This window comes from Micromonospora sp. RL09-050-HVF-A (assembly GCF_019374995.1).
GTDB classification, from domain to species: Bacteria; Actinomycetota; Actinomycetes; order Mycobacteriales; family Micromonosporaceae; genus Micromonospora; species Micromonospora antibiotica.
Genome location: NZ_JAGKQP010000002.1, coordinates 5,288,393 through 5,306,747, shown reverse-complemented (window position 1 = coordinate 5,306,747; position 18,355 = coordinate 5,288,393). Strand labels below are relative to the sequence as shown.

The following is an 18,355-nucleotide window of genomic DNA, read 5'->3' as shown; positions in this document are numbered from 1 at the left end:
ACCGGACCCCCGGCGAGGCCGGTGCCCGCGTCGGGCGGTGCCCACACCCACGTCTGCCGATCGAAGGAGCGCTGATGGACGACGACCTCCCCGCATTCCCGCTGCCGCCCGCGTCGGGGCTCGCTCCCGCCGCCGACTTCGCCCGCCGACGCGAGCAGTGCCCGTTCGGCCGCGTCCGGCTGCCCAGCGGCGACAGCGCGATCCTGCTCGTCCGGCACGCCGACGTCGCCGCCGCCGTCGCCAGCCCCGCGCTGTCCCGCAACCACCTGCTCGCCGACGCTCCCCGGCGCAGCGGCGAACCCAACTTCCTCTACGACCCGGACCTGCTCATCAACCAGTCCGAGCGGTCCCACACGGCGGTGCACCGGGTCGCCACCCGGGCGATGGACCACGCGCGGGTCGCCGCCCACCTACCGGTGGTCCGGCAGGTGGCCGGCTCCCTTCTGGACGCGATGACCGCCGACGGCCGCCGCGACGGTGACCTCGTCGTCGGGTACACCGACCGGCTCCCGCTGCTGACGATCACGCGGCTGCTCGGCATTCCGCCCGAGGACTGCGACAGGATCCGCCGCTGGTCGGGGGCGTACACCCATTCGCATCCCGGCACGCCGCAGGAACGGGCCCGGCTCGTCGCCGAGTTCGGCGCATACGTACGCGGGGTCGTCACGGGCGGGTCGGACGCTGCGCTGCTGGCCGACCTGGTCGACCCACCGGACACCGCCACCCGGCTCTCGACGGACGAGCTGGTCAGCCTGACCAGGCTGATGCTGTCGGCGGGGGTCGAGGCCCCGGCGACCGTGCTCGGCCGGGCGATGCTACGGCTCCTGGGGGACGACGCGGCGGACTGGCGGGCCTTCGTCCGGCACGGCACCGACCCCACGGCGATGGCCGACGAGCTGCTCCGCCTGGTGTACGCCGGCAACGTGGCCGCGCTGCGGACCGCGACCACCGACCTCGTGCTGCCCTCCGGCACCGTGCCCCGGGGCACGGCCGTGCTCCTCGCCTGGATCTCGGCACTGCACGACCCGGAGGTCTACCAGCAGCCGGAGGCGCTCCTGCCGCACCGCAGCGGCCCGAAGTTCGTCGGGTTCGGCGGGGGCCGCCACTACTGCCCGGGTCGACGGCTCGGCCGGGCGATCCTGGCGGTGGGGCTGGAGCGGCTGCGGGCCCGGTTGCCCGGCCTGCGCCTCGCCACCGACGGGCCGTTCCCCATCGCGGAGCGGGAGGTGGGTGGGGTCGTCACCACGTTACCGGTGCGCTGGTAGCGCCGGACACCACGTCGGCCGCCTCGGGCAGGTGGTCGGCGAGGGCGGTGAACTGCGCCCGGGTCAGGTACGACGGGTTGGCCGCCTGTGGCTGGCGGAACACCTCCAGCCCGGCCAACCGGGGGTCGGCGCGCAACCGGTCCCGGTGCAGCCGTCGTGGCTCGGGCAGGACGGTCAGGTCCAGTGGCACCGTCCAGGGCGCGCGGGCCTCCCCGCCGGGCACCGGCTCGCCGGTGAGCCGGCCGATCCCCCAGACGCCGTACGGCAATCGACCCCGGCTGCCGCTGGCCCAGAACACCACGGGCTGACCGGCCCGCATCAGCCGGGCCCGGTAGCCGGGGCGTACGCACCAGCCCGTCACCCGGGGGTCCCGGGCGAACCGGCCGGCGAGGTCGACCAGGTCCGCATTGCCCTTGATCAGCCAGGCGCCCAGGTCGTCCCGGGTCACCTGACGTTCGTCGGTGCGTGCGTGCGGCACGTCGGGTCCTCCTCGGCAGTCAGATCAGCCCCTCCCGGACCGCGTAGGCTACCGCGTGGGTGCGGTTGCGCAGCTGGAACCGGCTGGTGATGTCGTGCAGCACGTTCTTGACGGTCCGCTCCGAGTAGCTCAGCCGGGTCGCCACCTCCCGGGTGTCCATCCCGTCCGCCACCAGCCGCAGGATCTCGCTCTCCCGCACCGAGAGCCCGTTGACGTCGATGCCGCGCGGGGCGAGCACCGTCTGCTGGAGCCGGGTCACCTGCTTGACCAGCAGACCGAGCACCTCCGGGGGCATCGCCGCCCCGCCGGAGGCGGTGCTGACCACGAGTTGGGCCAGCCGGTGGCCGGTCGCCTCGGTGCGTGAGGCGAGGGCGCGTACCCCCAGCTCCACGGCGGGGATCAGCGCCGAGTCCGACTCGACGGTGGCGACCAGCACGAAGCGCCGGCAGCCCAACCGGCGCACGGCCCTGAGCACGTCGAGCGTGTCCCGGTCGAGGGTGTCGGCGGCGACCACACCGACGGTCTCGGCGGTGATCATCTGCGCGGGTACGACCTCGATCTCGGCCCGGCCACGCAGCGCCGCGGTGATCCCGGCCGTGGAGATCGGGTCGGGGGTACGGATGTAGGTCTGGGCACGTCCGTTCATGGCGGTTCCTTAGCTTCCGGGCTGAGGCGGGCGTCGGCTGCCAGGCTGACGCTCAGCAGGGGCAGATCGGTGGTCCGGAGGCCGGTGCCGAGCGGTTCCGTGACCGGGTGGGAGTCGCTTCGCCGAGATGGACACCGGCCAGCGGGTGGTGGCGGTGCCCGTCGTCCACGGTAGAGACGGCGGTCGGTCGCGCACTGGAGGCCGGCTGGACGCCGGCAGATAGACATCCTTGCCGGGTGACAACGTTTTGAGCTGCTCAAATGCCCGTGCGTCCACAAGTGAACGATGGGGGCACCGGCAGAACCGGCAGAACCGTTGCCCCCAAGGGCGGACGGCCCTGCCCCATCGGCAGGTTTGACCTGCGGGTAGCCCGGTGATTCAGTGGCGAAGATCATGGTCATCCGACCGGTCAACCGGCAGAATCATGTGCTGGCAGCGCTGGTGGGACGGACGCGCAGCCATGACAGGGAGGCCCGTTGATGGCCGACAGCGGTGGTGAGATCCGACGACGACGACTGGGTGCCGGACTGACCCAGGAGCAGCTGGCCGAACGGGCGGGAATCAGCGTCCGGGCGGTGCGCGACATCGAGCAGGGCCGGGTCCGCAACCCCCGGGCCGAGTCCCTCCGGCGGATCGCCGCCGCCGTCGGTCCGCCGCAGCTGAAGCCACCCGGCCCGGCGCCACCCGTCGCCACGCCGGCACCGACCCTGCGCATCGACGTGCTGGGGCCGCTGCGCATCCAGGTCGGCGTCGAACCGGTCACGCTCGGCTCCAACCGCCAACGGATGCTGCTCGGCCTGCTCGCCCTGCACCCGGACGCGATCGTGTCCCGCCACGAGATCGTCGACGTGCTCTGGGGCCACGACCCGCCGGACAGCTGCCTCAACCTCGTCCACACCTACGTCGCCCGGTTGCGTCGGGTGCTGGACCAGCCCGGCGGCCCCGCCGCCACCATCACCCACGTCGGCGGCGGCTACCGGTTGAGGGTCGACCCCGCCCAGCTCGACCTGAGCCGGTTCGCCGCCGCGATCGAACGCGCCGAGGGCAGCGTCGCGGGCGACCTGCCGAGCCTGGACCGACTGGCCGGGGCACTGGCGCTGTGGCGGGGGCCGGTGCTGGCCGACGCGGCGCCGAGCCTGACCCAGCACCCGACCGCCGCCGCCCTGAACCGACGTCGCATCGCCACCGCCGTCACCTACGCCACGCTCGCCGTCGACCTGGGCCTGCCCGACCGGGCGGTCCGGGAACTGCACGCGGTGGCCAGCCACGAACCGCTGCACGAGCAGGTGCACGCCCGGCTGATGCTCGCCCTGGCCGCCTGCGGCCAGCAGGCCCGCGCGTTGGCCCTGCACCGCAACCTGCGCGACCGCCTCGCCGAACAGCTCGGCGTGGAGCCCGGCCCGGAACTGCGGGAGGCACAGCTGCGCATCCTGCGCCAGGACCTGCCCCGGATGGTCACCCACCCGGGCGGGCCGGTGACCGGCACCGTGCCGGCACCCCGCCTGACCGAAGTGGCACCCCGCCGGCCCGAGGTGGCGCAGCCGACCCCACCGTCGCGCCACCGGTCACCGGCGCAGCTGCCGCCCGACGTCGCGTACTTCACCGGGCGCAGCACCCAACTGGCCGCCCTCGACGCGCTGCTGGTCGGGGCGACGGCGGCCCGGGGGCCGGTGGTCATCTCCACCATCACCGGGATGGCCGGGGTCGGCAAGACCGCCCTGGCGGTGCACTGGGCGCACCGGGTCCGCCGGCACTTTCCAGACGGGCAGCTCTACGTCAACCTGCGTGGCTACTCGACGGCCAGCCCGGTCCGCGAGTCGGAGGCCCTCGCCGGGTTCCTGCACGCGCTCGGGGTGCCGGCCGACCAGGTGCCGGTCGACCCCGGGCAGGCCGCCGCGCTGTTCCGCACCATGCTGGACGGTCGCCGGATGCTGGTGATGCTGGACAACGCCGCCAGCGCCGACCAGGTCCGCCCGCTCCTGCCGGGGGCCGCCGGCTGCCTGGCGCTGGTCACCAGCCGGGACCGGCTCAGCGGGCTCGTCGCCGTGGACGGAGCACGCCGCCTCGACCTCGACGTGCTCACCGTGGACGAGGCCGGCACCTTGCTCACCCGGATCATCCCGCCCGACCGGGTGGCCCGCTCAGGTGAGATCGCCGAACTGGCGACGGTCTGCGCCCGGCTGCCGTTGGCCCTGCGGATCGCCGCCGCCAACCTGATCGACCAGCCCCAACAGTCGATCAGCGCGCACACCGCCCGGCTGACCGCCGGTAACCAACTCGCCGGCCTCCGTGTCGAGGGAGACGACCAGGCGGCCGTCCGGGCGGCGTTCGACCTGTCGTACGCCGCGCTGCCCGCCCCGGCCCGCCGGCTGTTCCGGCTGCTGGGCACCGCGCCGGGGACGGACGTCACGGTGACCGCCGCCGCCGCCCTGGCCGGGATCGGTGAGCCGACCGCCGCACACGAGCTGGACCGGCTCGCCGCCGCGCACCTCGTCCAGCAGGTCACCCCCGGCCGGTACGCCTTCCACGACCTGCTACGGCTCTACGCCCTGGAGCGGGCCACCGCCGAGGACCCCGCCGGGCAACTGCGGTCCGCCATCCGACGCCTCTACGGCTGGTACCGGCAGCGCACCGACGCCGCCGCCGCCACGATCTATCCCCACCTCGTGCGGTTGCCACCCGACGGGGCCGAACCGCACCCCGGTGGGTCCCCGTTTCCCAGCTCAGCCGGGGCGATGGCCTGGCTGGAGGAGGAACACACCAACCTGATGCGGGTGATCGCGCACGCCGCCGAGAACGGGGCCGACCCGGCCGCCTGGCGGATCCCGGACGCGCTACGCGGCTACTACCAGTTCCGCCCGCACAGCGACGGCCTGGTCGCCGCGACCAGCGCACTGCACGCCGCACAGCAGGTCGGCGACCATGCCGGTGAGGCCGCGAGCCGGCTCGGGCTGGCCAGCCTGCATCTGCGCCGTGGCGAGTACGCGGTGGGTCTGTCCCACGCCACCGCGATGATCGACGCGGCCCACCGGGCGGCCTGGCCCGAGGGGTTGGCGGCGGCGTACGGCACCTGTGGGCTGCTGCACCTGCGGGCCGGCCGGCTGGCCGAGGGGGCCGAGTTGACCCGGCTGGCGGTGAGCATCCACGAACGCCTGGGCGGCCCCGAACGGCTCAGCACCAGCCTCGGCAACCTCGGGGTGATCTACCGGGACATGGGGCGGCTCCGCGAGGCAGCCGAGGTCTTCCGGCAGTCCCTGGCGCTGACCCGCAGCACCGGGATGTGGATGAGCGCCGGGATCAGCCTGAGCAACCTGGGCGAGGTCCAGCACGCCCTCGGCCAGCACGGCGAGGCTCTCGACCACCTGCGGGAGGCGCTGGATCTCAGCCGGCGGACGGGCTACCGGCCCACCGAGACGGAGAGCCTGCGCCGGTTGGCGGCGCTGCGTGTGCAGACCGGCGACCTGGGCCCGGCGACGAAGCTGGCCGACGAGGCGCTGGCCCTCGCCGACCTGATCGGCGACACCGCCCAGCAGGCTGCCGCCCGCAACGTGCGCGGCGCGATCCACCAGCGCAACGGTGACCCGGCGGCGGCCATCGAACACCGACGGGCACTCGAACTCGCCCGGGCCGGTGGTGCCCGGGGTGAGGAGGTCGAGGCGCTCATCGGGCTGGCCGAGGTCTTCGGCGACACCGACCCGACGGAGGCGGTCGCGTTGGCCCGGCAGGCCCGGACGGTGGCCCGCGCCGCCGGCTACCGGGTCTGGGAGGGGCACGCCCTGGTGGCCGCCGCCGAGGCGATGCGGAACACCGACCCGGTGACCTCGGCGCGGACCGCCGAGGAGGCGCTGGCCACCCACCGGGAGACCGGGCACCTGCTCGGTCAGGTCCGGGCGCTGCGGTTGCTGGTCGCGCTCGGCCCGGCCGGTGGCGTCGACGCCGCCCAGCAGTCGGCGTACCGGCGGGAGATCACCGAGCTGTCCCGGCGGGTTCGTCCGGTGGTCGACGAGGACCTGCCGGTCAGCCCGTGACGGTGAAGTGGCGGCGGCTCTCGTCGTCCAGCGGGGTCAGGGTCGGCCGGCCGCCGTCGTCGGTCCCGAGCGCCAGCAGGCCCTCGACCGGGGCGTCGTCCTGGTGCCACGCGTGCCACCTGATCCGCAGCTCCGGACCCCGGTCGTCACCCCCCGGCTCCCACCGGGGGGTGAGGGCCAGCCGCACCGGGGACCCGGTGCTGTTGCGTACGGCGTCGGGGCCGCCCCGGCCGGGTCCGCCGTCGACCCCGGCCACCAGCAGCGTGACCTGCCGGAAGCCGAGGTGCCGACGCCCCCGGTGCCACAGCACCGGCCACGACTCCCGGTTGGCCGTCGGGTCGTCACCGTAGTGGGCGTCGATGCCGACATCGTCCCCGTCGGTCCGGTGGGTGACGCTGCGGTCGACGCCGGCCGGGGCGACCAGGTAGCGGTGCATGGTGCACCGGAGCCCCAGCAGCAGCCGGACCGTCCCCCGGAGGGCGGGCCCACCGTGGTAGGTCAGCAGCACCGCACCGGGGTCCGCGGCTGCGAAGTCCAGCATCGCCGACCGTGCCTGACCGGCGGCGTCGCGTACCGCCAGGGTCTGTGGACCGTCCAGGCCCTGGAAACCGGTCACCGTGACGGTGTCGTCGACGTAGGGCGTGGGGTGGGCCTGCGGCAGCTCGGCCGGCGCGGCGGTGAGCCCGGTCGCGTGCCACGCCGGGCGGCCACCGCCGGGCCGGCGGGCGGCGTGCACCGGCACCGCAGGCCGGTCGTGCACCCCCGCGTTGACCGGGGTGACGAGGAAGTGGGTACGGGTGGCCAGCGACTGGTCGGCCACCTCGAAGAGACCGTCGCTGTGCACCAGGAACGAACCCGCCTCGTCGTGTTCCGGGGTCAACCGGACTCCCCCGACCATGGTCTGCTCGTGGTGCACCCGGTAGCCGACCCGGATCGCCGGCACCGTGCCGTGGGCGGCCTCCAGCCGGGCGGTGAAGACCAGCGAGCCGACCTCGTTGAACTTGTTGAACGGGTTACGGCCGGCCTCGACGGCATGGGGCGACACGCTCAGGTCGGTGATCCCCCAGCAGGGGAAGTGCGACAGCGCGCTCTGTCGGAGCACCAGCGCCCCCACCCCGACGTCGGCCACCACGTAGTCGAAGGTGCTGAACCGGACCAGCAGGTCCACACAGACCCGCTTCGGGCCGGCCGGGCCGGATCGACGGCGCAGGTAACGCAACCAGTAGGAGTGCTGCCGTTGCTGGTCGCCACGGACCATGATGGTGCCGGCGAGGTGGGGCTGCGCCGGGGAGATCAACTCCCGCAGCGTCGCCTGCTCCGGGAAGCCCGCGCCGCCGAACCCGGTCACCGTGAAGGCGTCACCCACCGGCTCGTCGGGCCGGTATCCGGTCAGCCGTATCCGACCAGGCACAGTTTGTCTCCGCTCAGCTCAACACGGTCAGATGCTGGTAGGTCTGCTCGTCGGCGAAACGGACCACCGGCCCGCCGGAGGCGTCCACGGTGATCAGGAACGCGCCACCGACCGGCACGGCGGGGTCGGCTGCCGGGCCCACCGCCTCCTCGGACCAGCGGACCAGCAACCCCGGCACCTCGTCGTCGGTGCCCTCGTACCACTCGGGGACGAACCGCAGCCGCGACCCGACCGGCCCGGTAGGGGCGGCGGCCCCGGTAGGGTCGCCGTCGTCGGGCAGGGGACGCAGCGACACGTCGACGAAGCCGGGGTGCCGGCGGCCGTGGTGGAAGACGACGGCGTCGGCGAACTCGTTCTGCTCGATCAGGTAGCAGCAGGTGCGCAGGTGCAACGCCAGGCGGGCCCGGACCCGGCCGGCCCGGCGGTCGTCACCCCGGTCACCGGCGCGGGCGTACTCCACGATCATCCCGTCGTCGCGGATGTCGCCGCCCATCGACGCGCTGTACCAGCGGGGGTGACCGGTGTGCCAGACCCCGATCTGGTCGGGGCCGGCGACCCGCTCGAATCCCTGCACCTCGACCGCGCCCCGGCGGGCCCGACCGGTCGACACCCGCATCGCGGTGACCGGTGGCGGGGCCGTGACGCCGGTCGCCCGGTAGACGGTGAGGCTGCGCCCGGGTGGCGGCTCGGCCCCGACGATCGGCCGGTCGTGCACCGACCCGCTGACCGGGACGATTCGCCACGACGAGCACCCGGGCGTCCCGGACGCCGGCTCCAGGGTGATCCCGCCGTCGCTGTGCACGGTCAGCGCCCCGGTCTCCTCGTGCCCGGGGGCGTACCCGTCCCCGACGATCGGGTTGGCCACGTGCCGCACCCGGTGCACGACCCGGATCGCCGGCACCGCGACGCCCGTGCCGGCGGCGGGAACGAACCCGATCTCCGGCTCGAAGACCAGCTGACCGGCGTCGTTGAACTTGTTGAACGGGTTCCGACCGCCGGCCCCGGTGTCCCGCAACGAGATGCTGAGATCCTCGATGCCCCACAGGCCCGGCACCGGCAGCGTCGACCGGGGTGAATACCGGTCGGTGCCGGGTCGGACCTGGTAGGGGAAGGTGCTGAACCGGATCACCAGCTCCACCGCCACCAGCTTCGGGTGCCCCGGACCCGGGCCCCGGTAGCGGTACCGCAGCCAGTAGCAGTGCCGCCGGGTCTGGGTGCCCCGGTCCAGCCACACCGCACCGTCCTGCTCGTCCGGCCACAACTCGTCGGCGAGGAACTCCCCGACCGGCAGGGCGGCGTCGCGGAAGCCGGTCACGGTGAACCGGTTGCCGGAGAGTTCCTCGGGCTCGTACTCGATGGTGGTCACGGCGTGCTTTCCCTCTGTCCGCCCGGTCGGGGGTCCGGGGTCGTGGCGGTGACCGGTGGGTCCGTGGGGTGGGGCGGACGCCGGGCCGGCAGGCGGGGTGCCGGCCCGGCGTCGGCGGTCACACCAGGTCGTACTCGCGGGCCAGGTACTGGAACTTCTCGTCGGTCAGCACCGTGGCCAGGACCCGCTGGTCGGCCTCGGAGAGATCGTCCACCTCGTCGTCCAGCACGCGGTCGAGCACCTCCCGGGCGGCAGCCGGGTCGAGGTCGGCCAGCGGTTCCGGCGACGACGCGTCCGGCTCCGGCTGCTCGACGGGGTACGCCGACCCGCCCGACCCGTCGAGGCCCGGCCCGTCATAGGCCTGCCCCTCGTAGGCCTGCCCGTCATAGCCCGACTCGTCGTATGCCTGCTCGTCGTGGGCCTGACCGTCGTACGGGTGCTGGTCGTCAGCCTGCTCGTCGTAGTTCTGCTGGTCCTGCTCGGCGGCCTGATGGGCGGCGGCCACCCAGTGCTGGGTCACCGAGTCGATCATCCGGGCCATCTCCGCCGCCGGCTCACCCAGCTCGTCGACGGCGAAGACCTGCACCGGCGTGAGGGAACTGGCCTGGTGGTAGACGGTGTCGTAGAAGTCGGCCAGCCAACCGTTGCGCTGGTACCAGTCCGGGTCGCCCCAGCCCTGCCCGAGCAGGTCGGGCAGCAGCTCCCAGCCGGTCTCCGGCTGCTCGGCGATGATCCGGTGCGCACTGACGACCGCCCAGCTCAGATAGGCGTACGAGTCGTCCAGACCGGCCGGGCCGGTGGTGTCGAAGTTCTCTGGATAGTTCATCGCTCGTCTCCCGCTCAGCCCGTGACGGTGAAGTACTTGTTGCTGTCGGCGTCCAGCAGGCGCAGCACCGGGCTGCCCGACTGGTTGACCCCGAGCCGGAACTGGCCCTTGTTGCGGTGGCTGCGGGAGCGGCCCTCGGCACCGGCGTGTTCGGCGGCCCAGTCGATCCTGAGCTGCACGCCGACCTGCCCCTCGACCTCCTCGACGTACGGCCCGAAGAACAGCGTCGACTCCTCGTGGTGCCGGTTCTTGACCGCGTCGACGTCGTACCGTTCGCCTTTCTCCCCGACCACCGCCGCCTCGCCGCGCCCCACCTCCAGCACCCGCAGGGAGACGTCGCGGAAGGCGGTGTACCGCACCCCGTTCACGTAGACGATCTGCCGGTTGCCCTGGTCGTCCGGTGCGGTGAGGTAGGGCACCAGGGTGAAACGCAGCAGCAGCAACGCCCTGATCTTGGTGCGGACCTTCCGGCCCAGCACGGCACCGTCGCGGACGTACTCCAGTCGCAGCGCCGCCTCGTGCCCGTCGGCCTCCGCCGCCGAGGCGACTACCGGCTGCTGGCCGTTGTTAAGGACGGTGATGGTGTTCGGGCCGTTCATCCGCTCGAAGCCGATCACCTGCATGCCCCGGTGCTCGTGCGGGTCGAGCATCCGGCCACCGTGGTCGATCCCGCCCAGCTCGATGCGCTGGGCGTTGAGCACGGTGGTGGTGCCCGCCTGGCCGACCTGGTCGACCCGGGTCGGGCGCTGGTGCACGCTGCCGCTGAGCGGGGTGATCCGGAAGTGCTTGTCGGTACGCCCCTCACCGTGGTTGATCTCGAAGCTGCCGTTGCTGTGCACCAGGAACGCGCCGGCGTCGTTGTGGCTCAACCCGAGGGGTGCGCCGAGCAGGTTCTTCGCCTGGTGCTGCACCCGGTAGTTGATCCGCAGGTGGGGCATACCGTCGTTGGCGACGGCCGCGTCGAAGGTCAGGCTGCCGGACTCGTTGAACTTGTTGAACGGGTTGCGCCCCCGGCCGGTCGGCATCAGCGACACGCTCAGGTCGGTGATCCCCCAGCACGGGTAGTCACGCAGGACCGCCCGTTCCTGCGCGGTCGGGCCGTCGTCACCGTCCTTCGGCACGTAGTCGAAGGTCGTGAAGCGCACCAGCAGCTCCACACAGACCCGCTTCTTGTCCGTGACGCCGATGCCCCGGCGCAGGTAACGCAGCCAGTAGACGTGCTGCCGGGACTGGCCGCCCCGGACCATGACGAGCTGGCCGTCGGCGATCGGCGCCGGCGAGATCAACTGGTTCAGCGGCACTTCCGTCGGGAAGCCGGCGTTGCTGAACCCGCTGACCTGGAACACCCCGTCTGTCAGCCCCTTGGCCTGCCCCTGCGCGAACCCGATCATGTTCGCGGTGGTGTTCAGGGCGATGGCGACTTCTGTCACGGATACACCTCCGACGTGGGACCGTCGGGCCCGTTGGCCGACGGTGGTGGTGGTTGTCAGGTGCCGCTCCCCGGGGCCGCGCCCCGGCGTCACCCGCTGCCCGGCACGCTCACTCCCGGGCGAAGAACTCGAATTCGCTGACCGTCACGTCGGTGCCCTTCTCGGCCCGGTGCACGTCGGTGACCTGGATCTGCACGCTGGTGACCCCGTCGGCCCCGTCGAGGGTCAGCGTCTGCGGTTCCCCGGTGTCCTCGATGGCCAGGGTGTCCGACCGGTTGGTGGAATAGACCAGGTGCAGGGTCTTCGGCCGGTGCGACGCGGTGTAGTCCTCGGCCGTGCCGGCGGTCACGATGAGCCGCTGGAGGTCGACCTCGGCCGCGAAGCGCAGGGTGACCGTCGGCGGTTTCTCGGCGTCCCAGCGCACCTGCCAGTGCGTGTTGCGGTACTGGTCGACGCTGAGCGCCGGCCCGTGGTCCCGTACCGACGCGCCGCCGGTCACCTCGACCGGCCGGACGGCCACGAACCGTGGGTTGATCTTCCGGTCGGCCCAGTCCCGCGCCCCGGTCACCGGCCCGGAGACCGCACCGTTGATCCGTTCCCGCAGCGGCGGATAGATCAGGTAGGCCACCCCGATCGCGAAGAGCAGCACCGCGGCGACCGCATTCGACCGCTGGTAGATGGAGTGCAGCACGCCGCCGACCCCACCCGCCCCGCCACCGCCGGGGGTGCCGGGGCGGGCCCGGCGGCGGTGACCCGGGGCCCCGTCGCGGCAGCAGGCGCTGCCACCAGCGGCGGCGGGCCACCTCGGCGGTACGCAGCGAGTCCCCGCACCGGCTACAGAACCGGCGGGTCGGCACGTTGCCCTCGCCGCACTCGCCGCAGACCAGGTCACCGGGTTGCAGGCGTCGGGTGGGCGGCTGGTGGCCGACGGTCGCCGCCCGGGGGCGTACCGCCTGCGGACTGACCTCCCCGGGTCCGGTCGTCGCCGCGGCGGTGGTCGCCCGCCGCGCGCCGACCCGCCCGCCGGTGGTGGTCGACCCGGGCGGCGCGAGGTCGGCCGGGCCCTCGGCCGCGACCAGGGCACTGGTGTGCGGCGCGGCGCGCGGGTCACGGCGGGCCGGGGCGGTCGGCAGGCGGGCACCCGCCACCCCGGGTGGCGGTGGCGGCAGCCGACGCGGCGGCACCGCGACCTCCGACGCGGCGGTGTCCGGGGTGCCGTCCCACGCCGACGACGCGGCGGTGGACGCCGCGCCGGTGCCGGCCGACCCGTCGACCGCTGGCGGGGCGGGCGGACCACCGGGTAGTCCCGCCGGGCCGGACGTCGGCGGACCGGGGCGGGCCGCCCGGTCCGGCAGCCGGGCCGCCGGCACGCCCGGCGGTGGCGGTGGCAGCCGGCGCGACGGCACCGTCACCGCCGCCGGCCCGTCGCCCGCCACGACCTGCGCGGCCGACCCGCCGGCAGCACCCGGCGGCAGGCCCCCGGCGGGCGTGACCCCGGGGGTGCGGGCCGCGCCCCGGGAGAGCCGGCTCCCGGCGGGGCGGAGCGCACGCCCGGCGGACCCGACCCCGGCGGACCCGGCCGCGACCCGGGCGGACCCGACCCGGGCGGACCGGAGCGGCCCCCGGCGGTGTCGTCCCCGGCGGACCGGGACGCACCCCGGGCGGGCTCAGGCCGGGTGGCCCGGGACGCACCCCGGGCGGTGTCGTCCCCGGCGGACCGGGACGCACTCCGGGCGGACCCGCGCCAGGCGGCCCCGGACGCACCCCGGGCGGGCCGGGACGCAGACCCGGCGGTCCACCGGCCGACCCCCGGCCCGTCCCGTCACCGACCCGCACCACACCCTCGTCGACCGGGGAGCCACCCGGGGCCGGTGCGATCACCCCGGCGATGCGCTGCAACAGCGTGGGCTTCTGCCGGAACTCCTGCTCGGCCTCCCGTACCGTCTCGACCGGGATCTTCGGCGCGGTCTTCTCGCCGGTCCACTCCAGGAAGCTGCCGCAGGAACCACAGAAGGTGTCCGCGTCACCGTTGTGGTTCCCGCACTCACGACAGATGATCACGGTCGAGCACCTCCAGGGTCGTCGTCACGTGCGCCGGTACGACCGCGCGGCACAACTCGTCGAGGGCGTGCCCGGCGACCCTCCCGGGCTCGGCCACCCACACCCGTACGTGCACCCGGGCCGGCGGCAGCGCGGCCGACGACGGCTCCGGCCGGGTCGACCAGGACACCCCGGTCGAGTCGAGGACCTCCACCTCACCCCCGGTGGCCAGCTCCAGGGCCATCTGCAGCCCGGCGACCGTCCCCCGCAGCCGGTGCGCGGCGACCGCGCCGGCCACCATCGCGCGTTGCCGATCCACCGGCCAGTTCTCGTCGAGGTGGGCACCCACCCAGGCACCGAGCCAGAGCAGGAAATCCGGCGGGGCCAACCACGGGTCCAGGTACGCGTCGAGACAGTCCAGCGTGGACACCACCGGTGCGAGCACCTGGTCCAGCCCTTCGGTCCAGCGCACCAGCAGGTCGTCCTCCTGCAACAGGGCGGGCAGGAAACCGGCGATCGGGTACGGCATCGCCACGTCGACCGGGCCGCGCATCAGTGCTCCTCCACCCGGAGCTGGTGGTCGAAGGAGAAGACCAGACTGTCCGGTTCCAGGTCGATCCGGCCGGCCTCGGTGCCCCGCTCACCGGTCACCGGGTTGGCGGTGAACAGCCGCAGGTCCTCCACCAGCTCCACCCCGCGTACCCGCTGCAACACGGCGAAGAGTTCACCGGCCTGCACCGGACGCCCGAACGGCCAGCCCTGACCGTCCGGGCCACCGCCGGCCAGCGGGCTGAGGAAGCCGTACAGGGCGGCCAGGCCCTCCTCCCGGACCCGCTCGACGACGACCCGGGGCCGGGCGACGACCCGGGCCACCACGGTCACCCCCCGGTAGCGGGGTGGCTCGACGACCACCCGGGTGCCGATCAGCCGCGTCTCGTCCAGCCGGCCGGCCACCCGGGCGAGGCTCGACTCGGCCGGGATCAGGTCCTCCAGCCGCAGCCGCCCCTCCTCGGCGGGGGCTGCCGGCACCACCAGCAGCCGCGCCACCGGCGGCCCGTCCCCGTTGCTCGGCACGCAGCGGACCCGGGCCAACTCCGGGGCGGCCTCCCGGGCCAGCACCTCGTGGTCCTCGGCGGTCACCGCGCGACTGCGGCTGCGCAGGGTCAACGGGCCCCGGCGACGCGCCTCGTCCAGGGTCTCGCCGTCCACCCCGCCGCTGGCCGGGTGCCGGTTCTCCACCCCCGCCACGTACGGGATCGAGGCACGCAGCGCGGTGATCGCGCCGACGCCGACGTTGCCCCGGCTGCCGCCGCCGACCGCGTACCGGCGCAGCCGCAGCCGGCCGCCCCGGGGCGGCACCGCGCCGTAGCGGCGCAACGTGCCGTCGGGTTGCCGGACGGCCGGGCCGAACACCACCTCACCGGCCACCCCGTCGAGCAGGAAGTGCCGGTCCCCGGGGCCGCTACCGGCGAAGTGCTCGACCGGCGACCACCGCTGCCAGCCGTCGTCGGAACTGACCTCCAGCACCGGGTCGCCGAAGCCGGCCAGCACCGGCCGGCGGGTCAGCGTGAACCGCTGGCCGGGCACCCCCTCGGAGTCGCCGAACTCCTCGTCGTCCACCAGGTCGGCGTGCACCGCCTCGGTGGTGCCGCCGACGGTGTTCGCGGCCAGCCCGAGGACCACCGGTGAGGCGCTGTAGCCGGGCTGCCCCTCCTGCGGGGTGACCACCCGGGCCCGCAGCCAGCCGGCCAGCACCCCGTCGACCAGGCTGGCCTGGTGCCCGTCGGGCACGTGCAGCAGGATCGCGCCGGGCCGGTTCAGCGCACCGGTCTCGTCCAACCCGACCTCACAGTCGAGCCAACCGTCGGCACCGCGCGCCTCCCAGCGCAGCGGCGGGTGCAGCGGGTTGACCCCGACACCGTCGACCCGGCCCTCGAACTCCAGCCGCACCGCGCAGCCGCCCACCGGCCGGTCCAGCCCGATCAGCAGTTCGTCGCCGGGCTGCGGCACCGGGGAGAACGCCACCACCGGCCCACCCAGTTCCAGGGCGCCGGTCTGGTCGGTGACCCCGTCGGCGGTCCGGACCCGCAGCTGGGTCAGCGCGCACGGCGGCACGGCGAGGTCGGTGAGGGTGGCGAAGACCAGGGGGTCCCCGCCGTCGGCGACGGTCACCGCCCGGGTCCCCGCCGGGACGAGCTGGGTGGCGCGGGCCGGCGTGGACAACCAGAACGTCAGGGTGGTCCGGGCGGCCGTGGGCGGCACCAGGCGTACCCCGATCAGCTCCAGGAACTTCACGTAGAGCCGGTCGGGCACCCGGTTGAGCCGGTAGATGAGCTGGTCGGTCAGGGAGGCGAACGTCTCGATCAGGGTGATCCCCGGATCGGCGGGGTGCAGGTCCGTCCACTCCGGGCAGCGGTCGGCGATCAACCGGCGGGCGTCACCGACCAGGTCGTCGAAGCCCCGGTCGTCGAGGTCGGGGGCGGGCAGTGCCATCAGCCGAGCACCCCCGAGCCGGTCAGTTCCCGGTCCCCGGGCAGGGTCTGCAGGTTGAGCCCGAGGGTGCCGGGCTCGTCGGTGTCGCGTACCCGGTAACGGACCTCGATGTGCAGCAGCCCGTCACCACCGGCCGGGTCCTCGGTGACGGTGACGTCGTCGATCTCGACCCGGGTCTCCCAGCGTTCCAACGCGGCGCGCACCTCCACCGCCACCGCCCGCCGGGTCTGCCCGGTGACCGGCTCGAAGACGAAGTCGCGCAGCCGGGAGCCGAACTCCGGGCGCATCGGGCGCTCACCCGGGTAGGTCGCCAGGATCACGCACATCGCCTGCTCCAGCAGGGCGGTACCACTGATCATGGCGAGTCGGCCGTTGGGCTGGACCCGCAGCGGAAAGGCACACCCGGTGCCGATGACGTCGGCCTGCATGGCACTCCTCAGTTGAGCTGGATGGGTTTGCCCTTGATGGCGGTCGACGCGGTGCCGCTGATGTTGACCTGCGTACCGCTGATGTCGACCGTCTTGCCCTTGAGCTTCAGGCTGGTGCCGCCGTCGAGGGTGAGGCTGCCGCCCGGCCCCGCCTTGATCTCCACGGCGGTCTGCCCGGTGCACTCGATGATCAGCTTGCCGGGTTTGTCGGGGGCGCAGCGCAGGGTCACCGTGCCGGCAACCTGGTCCATCGCCAGCGACAGCTTGTCGCCCTTGGTGCCGAGCACCACGTCGGCGGCGGTCGGCTGGCCCTTGCCGCCGGGCGGCACCTCGTCGTGGAAGACCAACCGGCTGCCGGCGGGTGACAGCAGGCCGCGCCGGATCACCGAACTGGTCTGCCCCACCGACTTCACCCCGGTCGCCCCGGGCTTCGTCGACGACGACTGGCCGCCGTCGAGGCCGTACCCGGTGTGCCGGCTGGGCAGGCTGCCGAGCACGTACGGGCGGCGTACGTCGCCGAACTCGAACGCGACGAGCACCTGGTCACCCGGCTCCGGCACGAAGAACGCGCCCCCGGTCGGGCCGGCGAAGAGCTGCCCCACCGGCGCCCAGTCGGTCTCGTGGTCCGGCGACAGCCACGGCAGCGCCAGGGTGACCCGGCCCAGGTTCTGCGGGTCCTTGACGTTGCTGACCACCCCGCAGACCACCCCGTCGATCCGGGCCGGATCACCGCCCCCGCCGGTCCCGCCGACGTTCGTCAGCCCGAGCAACGAACGGTCCTCGGCACCGCCGACGGTGAACTCGGTGCGGTAGCCCTCCCCGGTCTCGTCGAAGACGTGCCGGGCGGCGCTGAGCGTCCAGGTGCCGGCGAAGGGTGCGGGCACCCCGTCGACCTTGACGGCCTTGCCGGCGACCAACCGGGCGTCGCCCAGCGCCTCCCCCTCCGCCTCGGCGAACCCGCCACCGACGCTGGCGGCGAGCCCCTTCGCGACCTGGGTGACCGCGCCGTCGGCCCGACCGGGCACGGGCAGCCCCCGGCCGACCAGGACGTGCGCGCGGGGTCCGGGGCCGGCCCGACGTCACCGACCGCGCTGTTGCCGGCCCGTGGCGGTGCCGCCGCGCCCCGGGGGACGAAGGTGTCGGCGGCGGCGGTCGGCGTCCGGCCGGCCAGGCTCACCCCGTCGGCGGTCGTCGCGGTACGGCTCGCCACCACCGTCGCGGCGACCGGGTCCCAGGCGCGCACCTCGACCTCGGGGGCGAGGTTGCCGGCGCTGACCCGGGGCAGGAAGCGGCGCAGGTTGCCCCGGAAGGTCAACGGCACCGGGCTGCCGGCCCGGCGGGCGGTGGCCGCCCGGCGGAAGTGGAACCGGTCCCCGTCCGCGCCGATCTCGTAGCCGATCTCCCGGGCGCGGGCGCTGAGGAACTCCCAGTCGGTCTGGGCGACCTGGGAGAGGTGGGCCAACCGGCCGGTGGTGGCGTCGATCGTGCCGACCGACAGTTTCGCGGCGGTCGCCACCTGCCGGGCGACGTCGGCATCCGACTGGTTGAGGAAGGTACGCGTCCGCCGTACCCGGTGCAGCCGGTGGTCGTGGGTGTAACCGCGTACCACCACGTGGGCGCTGACGTCCACGAAGTGCCCCTCCACGGCGGTCACCTCGCCGCTGATCAACCGGTGCTCGGCCGAGCCGTCCCCGGTCGGGCCGAAGACCTGCACGGCGGTGCCCAGCTCCAACCCGGCCGTACGCAGCACACTGCCGTCGAGGTCGGCGAAGGTCAGCTCGAACATGTCCGGCAGGGCGGCCTGGGTGTCCACCACCACCCGTACCAGCTGGTCGGCGGCGGCCGTCGGCAGCGCCCGGCCGGCGGTGCCGACGGTGACCCGGGGGCGCAGGGTCGCCGTACCCCAGAGCAGACCGTGCCGGTCGATCGCGGTCATCGTCTCGC

The 18,355-nt window shown here is 74.2% G+C and carries 14 protein-coding genes; 2 read left to right on the top strand and 12 right to left on the bottom strand.

What is annotated here, in order from left to right; genetic code table 11:
- Nucleotides 1-74: 74 nt before the first annotated feature.
- Entirely contained in the window at nucleotides 75-1,265 is a 1,191-nt protein-coding gene (locus J7462_RS23570; RefSeq protein ID WP_219466748.1) for a cytochrome P450, read from the top strand.
- Here the strand turns inward: J7462_RS23570 and J7462_RS23565 are convergent.
- Together J7462_RS23565 and J7462_RS23560 are read right to left on the bottom strand one after the other, a co-directional pair.
- Nucleotides 1,240-1,743 (bottom strand): EVE domain-containing protein, encoded by a 504-nt coding sequence (locus tag J7462_RS23565; protein ID WP_255597874.1) that lies wholly within the window; start codon nucleotides 1,741-1,743, stop codon nucleotides 1,240-1,242. The genes J7462_RS23570 and J7462_RS23565 overlap by 26 nt on opposite strands.
- A 19-nt stretch (nucleotides 1,744-1,762) precedes the next feature.
- Nucleotides 1,763-2,389, bottom strand: a complete 627-nt coding sequence (locus J7462_RS23560; protein ID WP_219466737.1) for a response regulator transcription factor — start codon at nucleotides 2,387-2,389, stop codon at nucleotides 1,763-1,765.
- A gap of 479 nt (nucleotides 2,390-2,868) precedes the next feature.
- Between J7462_RS23560 and J7462_RS23555 the strand changes: the two genes are divergently transcribed.
- On the top strand, nucleotides 2,869-6,417 hold the full coding sequence (locus J7462_RS23555) for a BTAD domain-containing putative transcriptional regulator (protein WP_219466735.1): 3,549 nt from the start codon (nucleotides 2,869-2,871) through the stop codon (nucleotides 6,415-6,417).
- Here the strand turns inward: J7462_RS23555 and J7462_RS23550 are convergent.
- The 10 genes from J7462_RS23550 to J7462_RS32555 form a co-directional block, all read right to left on the bottom strand.
- Nucleotides 6,407-7,828: a hypothetical protein gene (locus J7462_RS23550; RefSeq protein ID WP_219466730.1), complete on the bottom strand. Its 1,422-nt coding sequence runs from the start codon at nucleotides 7,826-7,828 to the stop codon at nucleotides 6,407-6,409. The two genes, J7462_RS23555 and J7462_RS23550, sit on opposite strands and share 11 nt — an antisense overlap.
- Before the next feature lie 13 nt (nucleotides 7,829-7,841).
- Nucleotides 7,842-9,194 carry a hypothetical protein gene (locus J7462_RS23545; RefSeq protein ID WP_219466729.1) on the bottom strand — a complete coding sequence of 451 codons (1,353 nt, stop codon included), beginning with the start codon at nucleotides 9,192-9,194 and terminating at the stop codon, nucleotides 7,842-7,844.
- Nucleotides 9,195-9,312: 118 nt separating this feature from the next.
- The gene (locus J7462_RS23540; RefSeq protein WP_219466728.1) at nucleotides 9,313-10,020 is read right to left on the bottom strand and encodes a hypothetical protein; all 708 of its coding nucleotides are present in this window, start codon (nucleotides 10,018-10,020) and stop codon (nucleotides 9,313-9,315) included.
- Between the two features lie 14 nt (nucleotides 10,021-10,034).
- Nucleotides 10,035-11,450 carry a hypothetical protein gene (locus J7462_RS23535; protein WP_219466725.1) on the bottom strand — a complete coding sequence of 472 codons (1,416 nt, stop codon included), beginning with the start codon at nucleotides 11,448-11,450 and terminating at the stop codon, nucleotides 10,035-10,037.
- Nucleotides 11,451-11,559: 109 nt separating this feature from the next.
- A complete protein-coding gene (locus J7462_RS23530) occupies nucleotides 11,560-12,141 on the bottom strand; it encodes a hypothetical protein (protein WP_219466723.1) in 582 nt (193 codons plus the stop codon).
- Nucleotides 12,142-13,494: 1,353 nt separating this feature from the next.
- Nucleotides 13,495-14,043 (bottom strand): phage tail protein, encoded by a 549-nt coding sequence (locus J7462_RS23525; protein ID WP_219466721.1) that lies wholly within the window; start codon nucleotides 14,041-14,043, stop codon nucleotides 13,495-13,497.
- Nucleotides 14,043-15,983 (bottom strand): putative baseplate assembly protein, encoded by a 1,941-nt coding sequence (locus J7462_RS23520; RefSeq protein ID WP_219466711.1) that lies wholly within the window; start codon nucleotides 15,981-15,983, stop codon nucleotides 14,043-14,045. Before J7462_RS23520 ends, J7462_RS23525 begins: the two co-directional genes overlap by 1 nt.
- Entirely contained in the window at nucleotides 15,983-16,411 is a 429-nt protein-coding gene (locus J7462_RS23515; protein WP_219466709.1) for a GPW/gp25 family protein, read from the bottom strand. Before J7462_RS23515 ends, J7462_RS23520 begins: the two co-directional genes overlap by 1 nt.
- Before the next feature lie 8 nt (nucleotides 16,412-16,419).
- Complete coding sequence (locus J7462_RS23510) at nucleotides 16,420-17,106, bottom strand: phage baseplate assembly protein V (RefSeq protein ID WP_308291126.1); 687 nt, start codon at nucleotides 17,104-17,106, stop codon at nucleotides 16,420-16,422.
- A 62-nt stretch (nucleotides 17,107-17,168) separates the two neighbouring features.
- On the bottom strand, nucleotides 17,169-18,347 hold the full coding sequence (locus J7462_RS32555; RefSeq protein WP_255597871.1) for a hypothetical protein: 1,179 nt from the start codon (nucleotides 18,345-18,347) through the stop codon (nucleotides 17,169-17,171).
- Nucleotides 18,348-18,355 lie beyond the last annotated feature (8 nt).